The organism is Catellatospora paridis (assembly GCF_009720365.1).
GTDB classification, from domain to species: domain Bacteria; phylum Actinomycetota; class Actinomycetes; order Mycobacteriales; family Micromonosporaceae; genus Catellatospora; species Catellatospora paridis.
Window position 1 is genome coordinate 560,194 of sequence record NZ_ML769315.1, and the last position, 13,797, is coordinate 573,990.

Genomic DNA, 13,797 nt, shown 5'->3' on the forward strand with positions numbered 1-13,797 from the left:
CGGCGCGCCGTTCGTGCTGGGGCTTCGCGCCCCTTTGGCGTCTAGAGCGGCAGGCCGGCGTCCGCGCAGTCGATGCGCAGTTGCGCCAGCTCGGCCTCGGTCGCGTCGACCAGTGGCGGGCGGACCGGCCCGGCGGGCAGGCCACGGGCGTTCAGGCCCGCCTTGACCAGGATGGTGCCCTGGGTGCGGAAGATTCCGGTGTACAGCGGGAGCAGCGCCTCGTGCAGGCGCCGGGCCTCGGCGACGTCTCCGCGCTCGTACGCCTCGATCATGTCTTTGGTGCCGACCCCGGTGAAGTGGGTCGAGGTGCCGACGACGCCGACGCCCCCGATCGCCAGCAGCGGGAGGGTCGCCGCGTCGTCACCGCTGTAGTAGGCGAACTCGGCCCGCCGCTTGACCCAGGACGCGGCGGCCAGGTCGCCCTTGGCGTCCTTCACGCCCACGATGCGCGGGTGCCCGGCCAGGGTGACCATGGTGTCGGTGGAGATCGCGACGCCGGTGCGGTGCGGGATGTCGTAGAGCAGGACCGGCAGGTCGACCGCGTCGGCGACCGTGGTGAAGTGCTTGACCAGCCCGGCCTGCGGCGGCTTGTTGTAGTAGGGCGACACGACGAGCAGTCCGTGCGCGCCCGCCTTCTCGGCCGAGCGGGCCAGCTCGACGGTGTGGTGGGTGCTGAACGTGCCCACCCCGGCCACCACCCGGGCCCGGTCGCCGACAGCCTCGACGACGGCCCTGATCACGGCCTCTTTCTCGGCGTCGGTCGTGGTGGGCGATTCACCGGTGGTGCCGTTGACGACCAACGCATCGTTGCGCTGCTCGTCCACGAGGTGCACCGCGAGGCGGGCGGCACCGTCGGCATCGACGGCCCCGTCGGCACCGAACGGTGTGACCATCGCGGTGAGCAGGCGGCCGAATGGCCTTTGAGCATTGTTCGTCATGCACACAACCTAGCGGAATACGGCGGGCGCCATCGTGGCCCTCAGGACTCCCAGGTGTAGACGCTGGAGGCGATCTCCGAGCCGTCCGGAAGGGCGCTGATCGAGAAGTCGTCGAACACGCTCGGTGCAAGTTTCTGCAGCTCGCGAAGGGTGGCCACGGCCAGCTCACGGATCTCCACGTCGGCGTGCTCGGTCGCCCGCATCGCGATGAAGTGCCGCCAGGCGCGGTAGTTGCCGGTGACCACGATCCGGGTCTCGGTGGCGTTCGGCAGCACGGCACGGGCCGCCTGACGGGCCTGCTTGCGGCGCAGCGTGGCGTTGGGCACATCGGCGAAGGTGGCCTCCAGGCCCTCCAGCAGCTCGTTGTACGCCCGCACCGCGGCCTCGCTGGCCTCGACGAACTTCTTGTGCAGCTCCGGGTTGGCCGCGATCACCTCGGGCTCGACCATGGCCGCGTCGCGCTCGGGAACGTAGCGCTGGGACAGCTGGGAGTACGAGAAGTGCCGGTGGCGGATCAGTTCGTGCGTGAAAGAACGTGAGACGCCCGTGAAGTAGAACGTCGCGCTCCCGTGCTCCAGCACCGACAGGTGGCCCACCTCGAGGATGTGGCGCAGGTAGTCGGCGTTGGTCGCGGTCGCCGGGTTCGGCTTGGACCAGGACTGGTAGCAGGCCCGGCCGGCGAACTCCGCCAGCGCCTGGCCGCCCTCGGCGTCGGTGTCCCACGGCACGTCGGCCGGGGCCCGGAAGTTCGTCCAGGCGATCAGCTGCACAGAGGGCTTCACCATCTCAGTCACACGCGCCAGCTTAGCGGCCCGGTGAGGCCAGGCTGCTGGTGGGATATAGGAGCCATTGTCCGGTTGGCGACGCAGGTGTCGCCGGGCGGCGGGAGTGATCGCTGTTTCGTGTCCAAAGTTGGGCTCCCGCCGCACTTTCCGACCCCAATCGGCGATCTACCAGGCACGCCGTCACGGTGACGTCATCGAGCGTGAGAGAGACGTCAGGATGACACTTGCGTGACGTCAGTTGTGACGTCATAGTGGTGTCATGGACCTGTCCCCGTACCTCGAGTCGCTGCGGCGGGATCTCGCCGCCGCGGCCGCGCCCGCCGGCGACGACGTCGCCCGCACCGCCGAACTGCTGACCCTCGCCCTCGACGCGTCGGCCCGGCTCTGCCTCATCGAGGTGCTGGCCGACGCGAGCGCCGAGATCACCACCAAGCTCGACGGCCCGACCGTCGAGGTGCGCATCCGCGGACGCGAGGCCGACCTGGTCGTCAGCACGCCGGTCGCCCCGGTCCACGAGGCCGCGCCCGCGCCGACCGTCCCGCCGCTCACCGAGGGCGGTGACCAGGCACGGCTCACGCTGCGCCTGCCCGAGCAGCTCAAGGAGGCGGCCGAGCGCGCCGCCTCGGCCGAGGGCATCTCGGTCAACGCCTGGCTGGTCCGCGCCACCGCGAACGCGCTGCGCCCGGTCACCCCGCCCCCCACCTCCCACCTCGGCCGCCGGATCACCGGCTACGCCCAGGCCTGACAGGAGCCGGACATGAACCAGACCTTCCCCTGCAACGGCACCATCCGCGCCGACCTGCGCGTCGCCGCCGGGCGCCTCGAGGTCGTCGCCACCGAGCGCGACACCGTCAACGTCAGCGTGGTCGCCATGGACTCCTCCGAGGCCAGCGCCGAAGCCGTGCGCGAGACGAAGATCGACTTCAAGGAGGGCCGGCACCTGCTGGTCCAGGCCCCCGAGCACGGCGGCTGGCGGCTGTTCCGGCGCGCCCGGCTCCTCGTCCGTGTCGAGCTGCCCACCGGCAGCGCGCTGTCGGTGAAGGTCGCCTCCGCCGACACGGTGTGCGAGGGCTCCTACCACGACGCGGTGATCCACACCGCCAGCGGCGAGGTGATCCTCGGGCCGGTGACCGGCGACGTCAGCGTCCACACCGCCAGCGGCAACGTGCGCCTCGGCCCGGTCGGCGGGCAGCTGCGCGTCACCAGCGCCTCCGGCCACGTGCGCACCGGGCACATCGGCGGCGCCGTCACCGCCAACACCGCCAGCGGTGACGTCGAGCTGGGCGGCATCGAGGCCGACACCAGGGTCCTCACCGCCTCTGGTGACATCGCCATCGGCGTGGCCCGCGGCGGCGAGGCCAAGCTCAACACGGCCAGCGGCGACATCAAGGTCGGCGTCGCCGCGGGCACGGGCGTCTGGCTCGACCTGAGCACCGCGGCCGGCCGTACCACCAGCGACCTGCACATGACCGGCGCCACCCCACCCGCCGAGGCCACCCCCGCCACACTCACCCTCAAGGTCCGCACGGCCTCCGGCGACATCGCCCTGCGCCGCGTCACGCCCGCCTGACCCACGGCCGCCCCGCTCTGCACTGACCTTGCGCGGGTGTCCCCCATGACACGTCCGAATCGGGCGGCCGGGGGTCACCCGCGCAGGTTCGTCGCCGCGACGGGGCGGCTGCGTGTGGGCCGGGTCCCGTAGGGTCCTCGGGATGTCGTCAGTGCAGCCCGAAGAGTCCATGCCCGCGGCCGGGGAGTCAGTGCCCGAGGAGGTCGTGCCCGCGGCCGGGGAGTTGGCGCCCGAGGAGGGCACGGGGATGGCCCGTGGCGGTCGGCCGAGCAGGGGGTCGGTCGTCGCACGGGGGTTCGGGATCATCGCCGCGGCGGCGGCGCTGCTGGCGTGTGGGGTCCTGGCGTGGATCACGACGCTGCCGGGCACCAAGACCGACGGCTCGTGTGACGGCATCGGTTTCGGGTGTACGCCGAACCAGCGCGACGGCATGGCGATCCTGGCCATGATCATGGGCCTGCCCGCGCTGGCCGTCCTCGTCGCCGTGCAGCTGGTCGTGCTGACCGTGCTGGCGTTCGCCGGGGCGAGGTCGGGCGTGCGCGCGGGCATCGCCGCCGTGCTGACCGGATGGATCCTGCTCGCCGCGGTGCTCGCGGCCATGGCGACGCGCTGACCGGCCGCCGCGACGGCCGGGGAGCGGTCAGACGAAGAAGTACGTGAACGGGGCCCAGGGCAGGTTGCGCAGCACCATGAACACGCCCCACGCGCCCAGGAAGAACGCGATGTGCTTGGGACCGATCTTCAGCTGGGGCAGCTTCCATTTGAAGGTGGTGTTGCCCGCCCAGGCCACGTACATGTAGATCAGGAACGGCACCGCGAAGACGAACATCAGGTGGTGGCGTGCCGCGGCCGGCAGGTCGCCCTGCATCAGGTACCACGCGGCGCGGGTGCCGCCGCAGCCCGGGCAGTCGAACCCGGTGAGCATCTTGACCAGGCAGGTGGGCGTGGCGTCTGCGCCGACGTTGGCCGGGTCGGCCAGCTGGGTGTAGGTCAGCGCGCCGCCGATGCAGGCCAGCGCCGCCAGCGGCCCCGCCCAGACCGGCGTGTGCGCGCGCAGCCAGTCGGTGAACCGGGTGATCCGATCGGCCGGCGGGGGCGTGAAGGGGTCGCCCGCGAACTGCGGGCCGTGCGGGGTCACGGTGGCGGAGGCCTCGGTCACAGCTCTGAACTTACACTGCCGCGCATACCCGCGTCGGCGAGCGCGGCAGCGAGATCACCCCGCTCGGGAGCGGCCACCTCGCCCAGGCCCAGCCAGGCCGCGAGGCGGCGCAACTCGACCGCCAGGGCCTCGGCCGTGGCGTGCTCGTCCACTCCCGGCTCGGCCCACACGGCGGGCACCCGCAGCACCCCGGCCCGGCGGTCGGCCTTCAGATCGACGCGGGCCGCGAACCGGTCGCCGTGCAGGAAGGGCAGCACGTAGTAGCCGTGCACCCGCTGCTCCTGCGGCACGTAGATCTCGATCCGGTAGCGCAGGTCGAACAGCCGCTCGGTGCGCGAGCGCTCCCAGATCAGCGGGTCGAACGGGCTGACCAGCGTCGACACGGCAACCTTGCGCGGCAGCGCGGCGTCGCGGTGCCGCCAGGTCGGCCGCGTCCAGCCCTTGATCTGTGTGGGGATCAGCACGCCCGCCTCAACCAGCTCGGCGACAGCGGTGCGGGCCCCGGCCAGCGGCAACCGGAAGTAGTCCCGCAGCTCCGGCTCGGCGGCCACCCCCAGCGCGCGGGCCGCGATCTCGACCAGCGCCCGGTACGCCGCCGCGGGCTCCGGGGTCGGCGTGCTCATCACGGCCGCCGGCAGCACCCGCTCGGTGAGGTCGTACAGCCGGGCGAACTGGCTGGTCCGTCCCGCCGAGGTGATCTCGCCGGAGTAGAAGAGCCACTCCAGGGCCTTCTTCGCGTCCGACCAGTTCCAGCCCCAGTTGTCCTTGGGCTTTGGCACGTCCTGCTCGATCACGGCGGCGGTCACCGGCCCCCGGTCGCGCACCTCCTGCAGCACCCACGCCACCAGGTCGGGCCGCTGCGCCGCGATGTTGCGGGGCCCGCCCCACACGCCCTGCGCGGTCGCCATCCGCCACCGCATCAGTGGCTGCAGCTCGACCGGCAGCAGGGACGCCTCGTGCCCCCAGTACTCGAACAGCCAGCGCGGCCGCCGCGCGCTCGCCCCGTCCAGCACCGCCGGGTCGTACGCCCCGATCCGGCTGTAAGCAGGCAGGTAATGCGCCCGCTGCAGCACGTTCACCGAGTCGATCTGCAGCAGCCCCGTGCGCCCGACCACCTTGCGCAGGTGCCGTGCCCCCACCGGCCCCTTCGGCGCCCGATCCGCGAACCCCTGCGCCGCCAGCGCCATCCTCCGCGCCTGCGCCACCGTCACCGTCTCCACGCCGCCCGACGCTACCCCCCACCCCCGACGTCCTGAGGAAAGGAAGGGCACCTGCACATCGCTTTGGGTGAGGAAGGGCACCTTCCCATCACTTCACGCCGTGTGGGCAGGGCGTTCGTAACCTCTTTGCCCGCTTGGGCGAGTCTTCGTAGGCTCTGCGGGCATGGGGATCATCGTTCGGGCGGAGACGCCCGCCGACTGTGCGGCCGTCGCCGCGGTACACGTGCGGGCCTGGCAGGTGGCGTACGCCGGAATCGTGCCCGACGACGTCCTGGCCGCACTCGACGTCCCTGCCCGAACAGCCTGGCGGCTCGACCGGCTGGCCGACCCGGACAGCCTCTTCCACAACCTCGTCGCCCTCGACGGCGCCATGGTCAGCGGTTTCGTCTGCCACGGCCCCTATCGCGCCCAGGAGCTGGACGGCGGCCCCCTGCAACCGGAGGTCGGCGAGATCCTCGCCATCTACGTGCACCCCGACCACTGGGGCACCGGCACGGGCGACGCTCTGCTGCTGGCCGCGCTCGACGCGCTACCGCAGTCTGAGGTGCGCCTCTGGGCGCTCGCGGACAACCATCGAGCGCTGCGCTTCTACGCCCGGCACGGGCTACACCCGGACGGACTTCGCGCCACGTACCGGCCGCACGGCAGCGACGTCGACATCCCCGAGCTGCGCTGCACCCTCCGGCGAGGCTGACCCGGCGGGCCGGGCCGCCAGCGGTGTGCAGCACAGCAGCGCCAGGCACACCCAGACGTACAGGTTCGAGCCGAGCAGCGTGCCGACCCCGCCGACCTCGCCTTCCCACAGCCAGACCACGCGGCTGGACAGGATCACGTACGACACCCCGGCCAGGCCCAGCAGCGCCCAGCGCCGCCTGCTACCCGGAGCGGACTCCAGACCGCGTTCGACCAGCAGCACCAGCGCCGGGATCAGCCACACCAGGTGGTGCACCCAGGTCACCGGACTGATCAGCACCCCGATGATGCCGGTGAAGGCGAGCCCGGCGACCTCGTCACCGCGCGCCACCGCCGCCCGGGAACGGACGAACCACACCGCCAGCACGGCCACCACCAGCACCGCCCACAGCGCCTTGCTCGGGTGCCCCGCCGTCAGCCGGGCGACGACGCCCTGCAGGGACTGGTTCGAGATGAACGACAGCACGCCGACCCGGTCGGTGTCCCACAGCGCGCTGGTCCAGAACTCGCGCGTGGCGTCCGGCGCGACCACGCCCGCGGCCAGCGTCGCCGCCGCGGCCGTGCCGCTGGCCATCGCCGCCGCCCGCCAGCGCTTGGTGATCAGCAGGTACACGATGAAGATGCCCGGGGTCAGCTTGATCGCCGTGGCCAGGCCGATGCCCACCCCGCCCCACTTGCTGCCCTTGCGCGTGAACAGCAGCAGGTCCGCCGCGACCAGCCCGAGCAGCAGCATGTTGACCTGCCCGAACAGGAAGGTCTCGCGCATCGGCTCGTACACCGCGACCAGGCACAGCGCCACGGCCACCGCGAACCACGGCGTCCAGCGCTGGGCCGCGATCACGGGGCCGAGCAGCAGCCGCAGCAGCCACCAGGTCACCAGCGCCGTCGCGGCCGAACTCACCACGATCGCCGCGGGCCAGGACAGCACCGCCATCGGCAGCATGGTCAGCGCCGCGAACGGCGGGTACGTGAAGCCGTACGTGCTGTTCGGCCGGACGAAGTCGTAGATCTCGCCACCATCGGTCCAGAACCGGACGGCGCCGTAGTAGACGTTCAGGTCGAAGAAACCGTGCCGCTGCGCGAAAAGCGCGACGAATACCAGCGCCGCGACGGCCAGTGCCGACACGGTCGCGATCTGCCGTCCACGGCTCAAGCTCGACCTCCTGATCAGTGCCCGGGCGGGCTCGGTACGCTTCGGGCGTGGCAGTCGGGTTCGTCCGACCGGCGCGTCCCGACGACGCCGGCGAGATCGCACGTATCCAATTGGCGACCTGGCGGGTCGCCTATCGCCGGGTGCTGCCCAAACACGTCCTGGACGAGATCGACGAGGCGTTCCTGGCGTTGCGCTGGGCCGACGCGGTAAACGCGCCCCCCACCGCCCGCCACCGGGTCCTCGTCGCCGTCGAGCAGAACGCGGTCGAGCAGGCCGTCCAAGAATACGTGGTGGGTTTCGCGGCCTCCGGTCCCTTCGACGACGGGGCGCTGGCCGCCGATGAGGATCACACCCCGGAGCGCGAGAACGTGGCGGCCGTCACGGACATGCTGGTCGAGCCCCGCTGGGGCCGGCGCGGCCACGGCAGCCGGCTGCTGGCCGCCAGCGTCGACCTGTGGCGCGGCGACGGCTTCGACAGCGCCGTGTGCTGGGCCTTCGACGCCGACGCCGCGACCCGCAAGTTCCTCACCTCGGCCGGCTGGGCCCCCGACGGCGCCACCCGCGCCCTCGACGTCGACGACCTCCTGGTCCCCCAACTCCGCCTCCACACCACCCTCTGACCGCCACCCGGCGCCACGGCGCCGCGTTGATCATGAACTTATGGCACGGCTCGACGGTGTGTCCCAGCCACAACTTCATGATCACCACCCGACCCGACCCGCGCGCATGATCGCGACGATCTTGCGCGAACTGTTGCCGATACGCCCGGATTGAGCGTGTCATACCCACAGTTCAAGCAAGATCGTCGCGGGCGGGCGGGTGGGTGGGTGAGGTGGGTTACAGGAGGGGGGCCAGGCCTAGGGTCAGGCCGGGGCGTTTGACGACCTCGCGGATGGCGAGGAGGACGCCGGGCATGAAGGAGGCGCGGTCGAAGGAGTCGTGGCGGATCGTCAGGGTCTCGCCGGTGGCGCCGAAGAGGACTTCCTGGTGGGCGACCAGGCCTGCGGCGCGCACGCTGTGGATGCGTACGCCCCCGACCTCGGTGCCGCGGGCACCGGCCATCTCGTCCGTGGTCGCGTCGGGCATCGCGGGCTTGCCGGCGGCCTTGCGGGCCTGCTCGATGAGCCGGGCGGTATGCAGGGCGGTGCCGCTGGGCGCGTCGACCTTCTTCGGATGGTGCTGCTCGATGATCTCCACCGAGTCGAAGTAGCGGGCCGCCCGCTCGGCGAACTCCATCATCAGCACCGCGCCGATGCCGAAGTTGGGTGCGATCACCACGCCGACCTCGGGCTTGGCCGCGAGCCAGCCTCTGACCTGCTCCAGCCGCGCGTCGGTGAAGCCGCTGGTGCCGACGACCACATTGATCCCCTGGTCGATGCACCACTGCAGGTTGTCCATGACCACGTCCGGCGTGGTGAAGTCCACCACGACCTGGGCGGAGGCGTCGGAGGCGTTGAACAGCCAGTCACCCTGGTCGACCATCGCCACGAGGTCGAGGTCCCCGGCCTGGTCGACGGCCCGGCACACCTCGATGCCCATGCGGCCGCGGGCACCCAGCACGCCGACCCGCAGCGGCTCTACTTCATCAGTCACGCGCCCAACCTAGCCGATCAGACCGCCCTCAGCGCGACGACCACGCACTTTTGGGAACACACCGCGCAGCCTGCCCCGACCGCCTAAACGATCATGAAGTTGTGGCCACGACACGCCGTCGAACCGTGCCATAAGTTCATGATCAACCCACAAAGGGGTCAGAGCTGGAAGGCGGAATCGTCGAAGGGGCCTACTACGGCTAGGGACATGGGGGCGGTGAGGACCTTGGCGGCGATGTGGTTGACCTCGTCGAGGGTGACGGACTCGATGCGGCGGAGGAGTTCGTCGACGGACATGAGGTCGCCGTGCAGGAGTTCGCCCTTGCCGAGGCGGCTCATCCGGGAGCCGGTGTCCTCCAGGCCGAGCACGAGGGAGCCCTTGAGCATGCCCTTGCCGCGGCGCAGTTCCTCGGCGGTGATGCCGTGTGCGGCGGTGTCGGACAGCTCCTGGCGGATCAGGGCGAGGACCTCGTCGGCCTTGGCGGGGGCGCAGCCGGCGTACACCGCGAAGCTGCCGGTCTCGGCGTACTGCGAGGTGTAGGAGTAGACCGAGTACGCCAGCCCGCGCTTCTCGCGGACCTGCTGGAACAGGCGGCTGGACATGCCGCCGCCGAGCACGTTGTTGAGCACCCCGAGCGCGAACCGGCGCTCGTCGTGGCGGTGCAGGGCCGGGCCGCCGAGCACCAGGTGGGCCTGCTCGGTGTCGTCGGGGCGCACCAGCGTGGCCGGCGGGCGGTGCTTGACCCGCGAGTGCGGCGAGCGGGTGGGCTCGGGCGAGGCAGGCAGGGCGTCACCGAGCGGGGTGCCCGCGAACGCCTCGCGTACCTGCTTGACCACGGTCGCGTGGTCGAGGTTGCCCGCGGCGGCGATCACGATGACCGGCGGGGTGTACCGCCGCCGGTAGAAGCTGTTGATCTGCTTGCGGGTCATCGGCGTGATGGTCTCGACGGTGCCCGAGATCAGCCGGCCCAGCGGGTGGTCGCCGTAGAGGACCTCGGCGTGCAGGTCGTGCACCTCGTCGCCGGGCTCGTCGGCGTGCATGGCGATCTCTTCGAGGATCACCCCGCGCTCGGTCTCGACGTCGGCCTCGGCCAGCACCGAGTCGGCGACCGCGTCGCACATGACGTCGATGGCCAGCGGCAGGTCCTCGTCGAGCACCCGCGCGTAGTAGCAGGTGTACTCCTTGGCGGTGTACGCGTTGGTCTCCCCGCCGACGGCCTCGATCTGCGCGGAGATGTCCAGCGCGGACCGCTTGCGGGTGCCCTTGAACAGCAGGTGCTCCAGGAAGTGCGAAGCCCCGCCGAGCTGCGGCGCCTCGTCGCGCGAGCCCACCCCGACCCAGATGCCGAAGGTCACGCTGCGCATCGCGGGCACAGCCTCGGTCAGGATCCGCATGCCGTTGGGCAGCACGGTACGCCGCACCGTCCCGCCGAGCGGGTCGCTGTCGAGAACCCGGGTCGTCGCCCGCGCACCGTTCCCGGGACGGACCGCGGGTGCGGCGGAGGCGGCACGCGCTCGGCTGCTCCCCTGGCCGCTCGTCGGGCCGGAGGCGGCACCGGCCTGCTCGGCGCGGCGGGCTCCGGTGGGCTGCGGCATGGACTCGCCGCCGGTGGTGGATGCAGCAGACATGGGCGGCACGGTTCCTCAGCGCGGGTAATCGCGGGTAATGGGCACAGCCCGCGCGGAAGGAGGTCCTTCCCCGCGGGCTGTGTTCTAGCTGTTCTGGCTGGTCACCGACGGGTGTCAGTCGCGGCGCTGGGTGCGCCGGCGCTCGCCGCCGCCCTCACCGCTGCGGGCCGGCCGGTCGCCGCCCTCGCGGCGCGGGCCGCGGTCGCCGCCGCGGTCGCCACCCCGGTCACCCTCGCGGGGGGCCGGCTTGTCGCTGACGATCGGGTTGCCGTCGGGGCCGATCTTGTCCAGGTAGACCTTGCCGCGCGCGTCGATGTCGGCGATGACGACCTCGACCTTGTCGCCGACGTTGAGGAAGTCCTCGACGCGGTCGACCCGCTTGCCGTCGCCCACCTTGGAGATGTGCAGCAGGCCGTCGCGGCCCGGGGTCAGCGAGACGAAGGCGCCGAACGCCGCCGTCTTCACCACGGTGCCCAGGAAGCGGTCGCCCACCTTCGGCATGGTCGGGTTCGCGATGGCGTTGATCCGGTCCACGGCGGCCTGCGCCGACGGGCCGTTGGTCGCGCCGACGTAGATCGTGCCGTCGTCCTCGATGGAGATCTCGGCGCCGGTCTCGTCCTGGATCGCGTTGATGGTCTGGCCCTTGGGCCCGATCACCATGCCGATCTTGTCGACGGGGATCTTGACCGAGGTCACCCGCGGGGCGTACTCGCTCATCTCACCCGGGGCGGCGATGGCCGCGGCCATCACACCCAGGATGGTCTGGCGCGCCTCGTGGGCCTGCTGCAGCGCGGCGGCCAGCACGTCCGACGGGATGCCGTCGAGCTTGGTGTCCAGCTGCAGGGCGGTCACGAAGTCCGGCGTGCCGGCGACCTTGAAGTCCATGTCGCCGAACGCGTCCTCGGCACCGAGGATGTCGGTCAGCGTCACGTACTGGGTCTTGCCGTCCACCTCGTCGGAGATGAGGCCCATGGCGATACCGGCGACGGGGGCCTTCAGCGGCACACCGGCGCTCAGCAGCGACATGGTCGACGCGCAGACCGAACCCATCGAGGTCGAGCCGTTGGAGCTCAGCGCCTCCGACACCTGCCGGATGGCGTACGGGAACTCCTCGCGCGCCGGCAGCACCGGGATGAGGGCCCGCTCCGCCAGCGCGCCGTGGCCGATCTCGCGGCGCTTCGGCGAGCCGACCCGGCCGGTCTCACCGGTCGAGTACGGCGGGAAGTTGTAGTTGTGCATGTAGCGCTTGGTCTTCTCCGGCGAGAGAGTGTCCAGCGCCTGCTCCATGCGCAGCATGTTCAGCGTGGTGACGCCGAGGATCTGGGTCTCGCCCCGCTCGAACAGCGCCGAGCCGTGCACCCGCGGCAGCACCTGCACCTCGGCGGTGAGCTGGCGGATGTCCCGCAGCCCACGGCCGTCCATGCGGACGCCGTCACGCAGCACGCGGTTGCGCACCTCGGACTTGGTCACCGACCGGAAAGCGGCCGAGACCTCCTTCTCGCGCCCCTCGAACTGCGGCGCGACCTGGCCGACGACCTTCTCCTTGACCAGGTCGAGGGCCTCTTCGCGATCGGCCTTACCGGCGATCTTGAGAGCCTCGCTGAGCTCGGTGCCCGCCGCCGCCTTCACGGCCGCGTACACGTCGTCCTGGTAGTCCAGGAACACCGGGAACTCGGTCACCGGCTTCGCGGCGACCGCGGCCAGCTCGCTCTGCGCGCGGCACAGCTCGCGGATGGCGACCTTGGCGGCCTCCAGGCCACCGGCCACGATCTCCTCGGTCGGCGCCTGCGCGCCGTCCGCGACCAGCTTGAGGGTGTTCGCGGTGGCCTCGGCCTCGACCATCATGACGGCGACGTCGCCGTCCTCCAGAGCACGACCGGCCACCACCATGTCGAAGGTGGCTCGCGCGAGCTCGGAGTGGGTCGGGAACGCCACCCACTGGCCGTCGATGTGCGCCACGCGGGTGGCGCCGATCGGGCCGCTGAACGGCAGGCCGGACAGCTTGGTCGACATGCTGGCCGCGTTGATCGCGACCACGTCGTACGGGTGCTCCGGGTCGAGCGCGAGGACCGTCTCGACGACCTGGACCTCGTTGCGCAGGCCCTTCACGAACGACGGCCGCAGCGGCCGGTCGATGAGACGGCAGGTGAGGATGGCGTCCTCGCTGGGACGTCCCTCACGGCGGAAGAACGAACCCGGGATGCGGCCGGTGGCGTACATCCGCTCTTCGACGTCCACCGTCAGCGGGAAGAAGTCGAACTGGTCCTTGGGCTGCTTGCCCGCGGTGGTCGCGGAGAGGACCACCGTGTCGCCCAGCTGGGCAGTGACGGAGCCGGCGGCCTGTCGGGCCAGCCGTCCGGTCGAGAAGACGACCTCACGGGTACCGAAGGACCCGTTGTCGATCACTGCTTTGCTGGTCTGTTCGCCGAGATTGTGCTCGGTCATGAAGCTGTGTGCTCCTTCTGTCGCGGCACGTGCCGCCCGTTGCCGGGTAGGACAGTCGGTCTTCGATCGAAGCGCCCGGAGCTCGCTCCGGACACCACTACCGAGGACCGACCCAAACCGGCTGGCCTGGGTGTGTTGCTTGCGCCAGGCCCGGTGTTTCTTCCCGACGGCGGGTGCGTGCCAAAGTGTGGTTCAAACATCGGGGGAGCGACTGGCGCCGCTCCCCCGTCAGAACTATCGGCGCAGGCCGAGGCGCTCGATGAGCGCACGGTAGCGGGCGATGTCCGACTTCTGCAGGTAGGCCAGCAGCCGCTTGCGGCGGCCGACCAGCAGCAGCAGACCACGACGGCTGTGGTGGTCGTGCTTGTGCACCTTCAGGTGCTCGGTCAGGTCCTGGATCCGCTTGGTGAGCACCGCCACCTGGACCTCCGGCGAACCGGTGTCACCTTCGACGACGGCGTAATCCGCCATGATCTGGGTCTTGACTTCAGCGTCGAGCGCCATGGTCTCCCTAACTGGTGAGTCTTTGCCACCCGATATCCCGCGGCGTCGTGCAGGCATACCGGGCCGACACCGGTGACCCGGTGTCCCTTCCAGGCTACCAGCCGGTGAG

14 protein-coding genes are annotated in these 13,797 nt (G+C 71.2%); 5 read left to right on the plus strand and 9 right to left on the minus strand.

The window, feature by feature from the left end:
• Window positions 1–41: 41 nt before the first annotated feature.
• A complete protein-coding gene (dapA, locus tag F9C41_RS15380; RefSeq protein WP_155387434.1) occupies window positions 42–938 on the minus strand; it encodes a 4-hydroxy-tetrahydrodipicolinate synthase in 897 nt (298 codons plus the stop codon).
• Between the two features lie 41 nt (window positions 939–979).
• Window positions 980–1,723, minus strand: a complete 744-nt coding sequence (gene thyX / locus F9C41_RS15385; RefSeq protein ID WP_155387542.1) for an FAD-dependent thymidylate synthase — start codon at window positions 1,721–1,723, stop codon at window positions 980–982.
• A gap of 259 nt (window positions 1,724–1,982) precedes the next feature.
• Here thyX and F9C41_RS15390 point away from each other — a divergent pair, with 259 nt between their 5' ends.
• The 3 genes from F9C41_RS15390 to F9C41_RS15400 all read left to right on the plus strand — a co-directional run bounded on the left by F9C41_RS15390 (window position 1,983) and on the right by F9C41_RS15400 (window position 3,906).
• Window positions 1,983–2,468, plus strand: a complete 486-nt coding sequence (locus F9C41_RS15390; protein WP_155387435.1) for a toxin-antitoxin system HicB family antitoxin — start codon at window positions 1,983–1,985, stop codon at window positions 2,466–2,468.
• A gap of 12 nt (window positions 2,469–2,480) precedes the next feature.
• Window positions 2,481–3,293, plus strand: coding sequence for a DUF4097 family beta strand repeat-containing protein (locus F9C41_RS15395; protein ID WP_155387436.1), 813 nt, complete (start codon window positions 2,481–2,483; stop codon window positions 3,291–3,293).
• Window positions 3,294–3,435: 142 nt separating this feature from the next.
• The gene (locus F9C41_RS15400; RefSeq protein WP_155387437.1) at window positions 3,436–3,906 is read left to right on the plus strand and encodes a hypothetical protein; all 471 of its coding nucleotides are present in this window, start codon (window positions 3,436–3,438) and stop codon (window positions 3,904–3,906) included.
• Window positions 3,907–3,933: 27 nt separating this feature from the next.
• Here the strand turns inward: F9C41_RS15400 and F9C41_RS15405 are convergent, their stop codons facing one another.
• Together F9C41_RS15405 and F9C41_RS15410 are read right to left on the minus strand one after the other, a co-directional pair.
• Window positions 3,934–4,452, minus strand: a complete 519-nt coding sequence (locus F9C41_RS15405) for a DUF2752 domain-containing protein (RefSeq protein WP_155387438.1) — start codon at window positions 4,450–4,452, stop codon at window positions 3,934–3,936.
• Window positions 4,449–5,639, minus strand: coding sequence for a winged helix-turn-helix domain-containing protein (locus F9C41_RS15410; protein ID WP_155387543.1), 1,191 nt, complete (start codon window positions 5,637–5,639; stop codon window positions 4,449–4,451). Before F9C41_RS15410 ends, F9C41_RS15405 begins: the two co-directional genes overlap by 4 nt.
• Window positions 5,640–5,835: 196 nt before the next feature.
• Here F9C41_RS15410 and F9C41_RS15415 point away from each other — a divergent pair, with 196 nt between their 5' ends.
• Window positions 5,836–6,366 carry a GNAT family N-acetyltransferase gene (locus F9C41_RS15415; RefSeq protein WP_155387439.1) on the plus strand — a complete coding sequence of 177 codons (531 nt, stop codon included), beginning with the start codon at window positions 5,836–5,838 and terminating at the stop codon, window positions 6,364–6,366.
• Here F9C41_RS15415 and F9C41_RS15420 read toward each other — a convergent pair.
• Window positions 6,277–7,533, minus strand: coding sequence for a glycosyltransferase 87 family protein (locus F9C41_RS15420; RefSeq protein WP_155387544.1), 1,257 nt, complete (start codon window positions 7,531–7,533; stop codon window positions 6,277–6,279). The genes F9C41_RS15415 and F9C41_RS15420 overlap by 90 nt on opposite strands.
• A gap of 32 nt (window positions 7,534–7,565) precedes the next feature.
• Here F9C41_RS15420 and F9C41_RS15425 point away from each other — a divergent pair, with 32 nt between their 5' ends.
• A complete protein-coding gene (locus F9C41_RS15425; RefSeq protein ID WP_155387440.1) occupies window positions 7,566–8,138 on the plus strand; it encodes a GNAT family N-acetyltransferase in 573 nt (190 codons plus the stop codon).
• A gap of 217 nt (window positions 8,139–8,355) precedes the next feature.
• Here the strand turns inward: F9C41_RS15425 and dapB are convergent, their stop codons facing one another.
• The 4 genes from dapB to rpsO all read right to left on the minus strand — a co-directional run bounded on the left by dapB (window position 8,356) and on the right by rpsO (window position 13,688).
• Window positions 8,356–9,111: a 4-hydroxy-tetrahydrodipicolinate reductase gene (dapB, locus tag F9C41_RS15430; RefSeq protein ID WP_155387441.1), complete on the minus strand. Its 756-nt coding sequence runs from the start codon at window positions 9,109–9,111 to the stop codon at window positions 8,356–8,358.
• 158 nt (window positions 9,112–9,269) lie between these two features.
• A complete protein-coding gene (locus F9C41_RS15435; protein WP_155387545.1) occupies window positions 9,270–10,706 on the minus strand; it encodes a M16 family metallopeptidase in 1,437 nt (478 codons plus the stop codon).
• Window positions 10,707–10,853: 147 nt separating this feature from the next.
• Window positions 10,854–13,184, minus strand: coding sequence for a polyribonucleotide nucleotidyltransferase (locus F9C41_RS15440; RefSeq protein ID WP_155387442.1), 2,331 nt, complete (start codon window positions 13,182–13,184; stop codon window positions 10,854–10,856).
• Between the two features lie 234 nt (window positions 13,185–13,418).
• Window positions 13,419–13,688 carry a 30S ribosomal protein S15 gene (rpsO, locus tag F9C41_RS15445; RefSeq protein WP_155387443.1) on the minus strand — a complete coding sequence of 90 codons (270 nt, stop codon included), beginning with the start codon at window positions 13,686–13,688 and terminating at the stop codon, window positions 13,419–13,421.
• Window positions 13,689–13,797: the final 109 nt, after the last annotated feature.